This window comes from Neobacillus drentensis (assembly GCF_036965425.1).
Lineage (GTDB): Bacteria > Bacillota > Bacilli > Bacillales > Cytobacillaceae > Neobacillus > Neobacillus drentensis_F.
This window is the reverse complement of sequence record NZ_JBALPP010000212.1, coordinates 1-3704: the sequence shown is the minus strand read 5'-3', so window position 1 is coordinate 3704 and position 3704 is coordinate 1. Positions and strand designations below refer to the sequence as shown.

The 3704-nt window shown below is 40.1% G+C and carries 5 protein-coding genes; 2 read left to right on the top strand and 3 right to left on the bottom strand.

Annotated elements, in window-relative coordinates; genetic code table 11:
• Positions 1-152: 152 nt before the first annotated feature.
• From V7161_RS30155 to V7161_RS30145, 3 genes are all read right to left on the bottom strand, one after another.
• On the bottom strand, positions 153-923 hold the full coding sequence (locus V7161_RS30155) for a L,D-transpeptidase family protein (RefSeq protein ID WP_335716439.1): 771 nt from the start codon (positions 921-923) through the stop codon (positions 153-155).
• A 179-nt stretch (positions 924-1102) separates the two neighbouring features.
• Positions 1103-2467 (bottom strand): flavin-containing monooxygenase, encoded by a 1365-nt coding sequence (locus V7161_RS30150; RefSeq protein ID WP_335716438.1) that lies wholly within the window; start codon positions 2465-2467, stop codon positions 1103-1105.
• 84 nt (positions 2468-2551) lie between these two features.
• A complete protein-coding gene (locus V7161_RS30145; protein WP_335716437.1) occupies positions 2552-2812 on the bottom strand; it encodes a hypothetical protein in 261 nt (86 codons plus the stop codon).
• A 144-nt stretch (positions 2813-2956) separates the two neighbouring features.
• On the opposite strand from V7161_RS30145, the gene V7161_RS30140 reads away from it, so the two are divergent.
• The gene (locus V7161_RS30140) at positions 2957-3268 is read left to right on the top strand and encodes a hypothetical protein (RefSeq protein WP_335716436.1); all 312 of its coding nucleotides are present in this window, start codon (positions 2957-2959) and stop codon (positions 3266-3268) included.
• A 39-nt stretch (positions 3269-3307) separates the two neighbouring features.
• Positions 3308-3704: DMT family transporter (locus V7161_RS30135; protein ID WP_335716435.1), on the top strand; the 397-nt coding region annotated here is incomplete at its 3' end.

Below are 3704 nucleotides of genomic sequence, written 5' to 3'. Positions count from 1 at the left end.
TTTTAGAACACAGTTCTATATCATATTCAAACCAATCCATCTATCTTTTATCATAACTGCTAAATATGGCCTATTTATGAACAAATAAGAAATAAGGATAATTTTTAATAAAAAAACGCACTAAATCCATAGTGCGTTAATGTTCGATATTTTTATTTAATCCCTAGTGCTTTTTTCGTTGCTGGTCCAACAATCCCATCAACTGTCAGCGATCGGGCTTTTTGAAATTGTCTCAGTGCATTTTCTGTATTTACTCCAAAAATTCCATCTGTCCCTTTCGTATTATAGCCTAGGGAAGTCAGCTTTCGTTGAAGTTCCATAACGGCAGGACCCTGGCTTCCTTTCATAAGGATTCCTCCATTTGTAATTACTGGAACTGCCGGTGTACCAGCCCCTCCTGAAACCCTATAGCCATTGGCTGCAGCAATTGTATTAAAGGATTTTCCCGATGAGGTGATTACAACAGGAGTATTGATCGGCACTTGACTGAATAGCCACTCTACTTCATTATCATACATCCGAATACAGCCGCTGCTTACATACCCTCCAATGGAGCTTGGATTATTATTTCCATGAATGGCGTACGTTGTTCCCCATGTACCTCGTGCATTTAGTCCGAGCCAGCGGTTGCCAAGGGGATTACGTGGGTCTCCTCCAGGTATATGCCCCTTATAGTATGGCCGGTTCACAATCTTATTCACAATTTTAAATTTTCCTTCCGGCGTTAACGAATTGCTTCTTCCCGTCCCAACTTTAAACTCGCGGATAAATCGACCATTGTCATAGTAAGCAAGACGATTATTTGCCTTATTAATGATAATAAGCTTGCCCCCAGAAGCCGCATACCCCTTGGGAATTCCAAAAGTGAAACTTGCCAACAGCAAAAAAGCTAAAACGAACAGTAACCCCCATCTTCTTGGCACTTTTTCCCCTCCAATATGATGTTTAAATGACCAATCGGTGTATCATATGTTAGAGAGGCTTGTTTAGATTACAAAAATATTAAAATTATTACATTTATGAAAAATAAAAAAACACCCAAATATTAGACACTTATTTATTTCAGTGGCCAAAATTTGGGTTATAAAAAGTTATTTCACATTTAAGATACAGGTTTTTTTGAGAACTTTAGTTTAAACCCTTCATAACCATTTGCCGCAATTTCATCGCATTTTTGACGATATGCACCAACACCGCCAAGATAAATCAAAAATCTGCGCGGTTTTCCTGGAATATTCGCCCCCATATACCAAGAGTCAGTCTTTGTAAATAGCGTTGCTTCTGCAAGCTCTCTGCAATGTTGACTCCATGCTTCTTCAGCATCAACATTCGCCTCAATCGTTTCCATACCAATTTCCAGAAGATACTCGATGCAATCCCCAATCCATTCCACGTGTTGTTCAATTGAAACAGGCATGTTGCTTAGAACGGAAGGACTTTCTGGACCGGTAATCATAAAGAAATTAGGAAAGACGGAATTGGCTATTCCAAGGTAGGTTCTTGTCTGGGATCCTCCCATCCATTTTTCCTTAAGGGACATACCATCTTTACCCCTGATATCCATTTTTAACAATGGTCCTGTCATGCCATCGAACCCGGTTGCAAATACAATGGCATCCAGTTCATACTCTGCTTCAGTGGTTTTGATTCCCTTCTGTGTAATTTCTACAATCGGTGAACTTTTTACATCAACCAATGAAACGTTTTCACGGTTAAATGTTTCATAATAATTGGTATCAATGATTGGCCTTTTAGTACCGTAATAATATGAAGGATGCAGCTTTTGGGCCATTTCAGGCTTCTTTACAATTTCGCAAATTTTAGAGCGGATAAACTCAGCCGCAGTTTCGTTAGCAGCTTCATCTATGGTGATGTCATAATAGGAGCTAAAAATGCCTAAACCGCCATTTTTCCAGGCGTCGTTGTATACCTGCTCACGTTCTTCTTTGGAAACTTCAAGTGCCGACTTGGTTGGAGTCGGTACAGGCTGACCTCCTTGTGACTTACGCATTTGTTTTTTGATTTCTATAAAGTTCTCTTTTGATTGCCAGATGTATTCAGGGTCATAAGGGTGATTCCTCGCTGGTGCACTGTACTGTGGTGTCCGTTGAAAGACTGTAAGCTGACCCGCCTCCTCAGCAATTACTGGGATATCCTGAACCCCACTTGAGCCAGTACCAATGATTCCAACCCGTTTACCAGTGAAATCAACTTTCTCATGCGGCCAGTGCCCTGTATGGTACCACTCACCTTTAAAATTTGGCAGATTGGCAGCAGATAGACATCCCACGCCAGTGATAAAGTACTTAGCAGGCACAGTTGTTCCATCATCTAGCTGAATCCTCCAGTTATTTTGCCCCTCATCGTAATGGGCCTCCGTGATACGTGTTTTAAACTGGATATCGGGACGCAATTTGAATTTATCCGCAACGAAGTTAAGGAACTTGAGTATTTCCGGCTGTGCCAATCTGTAATCCACCGAAACCACAACTCTTCCTGTCCTATTAGCAATCATTCTGCAGCTGGCATCTGCTGTTTCGAGATCCCCCTATCACCCGCCTCCACCATGGTAATAAACAAAGAGAGAAAATGGTCCTTGGCCTTCAGGGGTATAAATTCTAACTTTAATCTCAGCATCATCGGCGACAGGAAACATTCTATCCTCCACCTTTGCAAGCGGAGCTAGTTCCACTTCAACTGGCGGTGCTAGAGCAAACATTTCTCTAACTGTCTGTGCGTCTAAAGACTGGAGTGCGGGCATTTGGCTAAACATTTCTAAGTATACTTTTGCTTGTGGGTCTAAATTGGCCAAAACACATCTTCCCTTCTTAATTGAATATTTTTCATACATTAAGAGATACGATTTCTCATAATGCCTATCTATAGGATATAATTATTTATATAATTAGAATATTCCCGATTTTACACGTACTGTATCCCCTAAAGAGTTGATAGCTTGACTTCTCAGTATACCTTACAGCAGCATATCCATAAGCTGGATCATGCTTCATGCCATGAAGAAAGGTTATATAAAATCCTGGAATCGTATATGGAGCTCTTTCCTGTCAAGAATGCATACTTATTTAGATTTTCACCCTTAGGCTACCTTGCAGAAGAAATCATTTTATTGACCCAAAATGGAATTGTTTCTAAGGATATAAGCGAATTAACGGTTAAACAATATGTGAAATCAGCCATCAAAAAGCTGGGAGCGCAAAATCGTTCACATGCTGTTGGTGAACAATTTCGAAAAGGGATTATATCTTAAAATATTGAAAGCGCTTTATTTCGTGTCAGGAGGAAAAAAATGAAGTGGATTTTTCCATTTATTTCATTTGTCGGCGGTGTCGCAATAGCAATTCAAGCTCAAATTAATGGAGGATTAGGTAAAAAAACAGGGGCCTTAGAAGGCGCATTTATCTCGTTTTCAATAGGATCACTCGCCCTATTCTTTCTTGTCTTGTTCTTTGGAAAAGGCAATCTAGGAGCTATTTTTTCTGTACCAAAATGGCAGCTGCTAGGAGGTTTTTTAGGTGCATTGTATGTATGCATCATGGTAATAGTTGTTCCAAAAATCGGGGTAGCCCCCACCATGGTTGCTGTAATAGCAGGGCAATTATTCATTGGAGCCTTAATCGATCATTTTGGCCTTTTCGGTGGAAAAACAATTCCAATCGATACCAAAAAGATAATAGCTATTATCC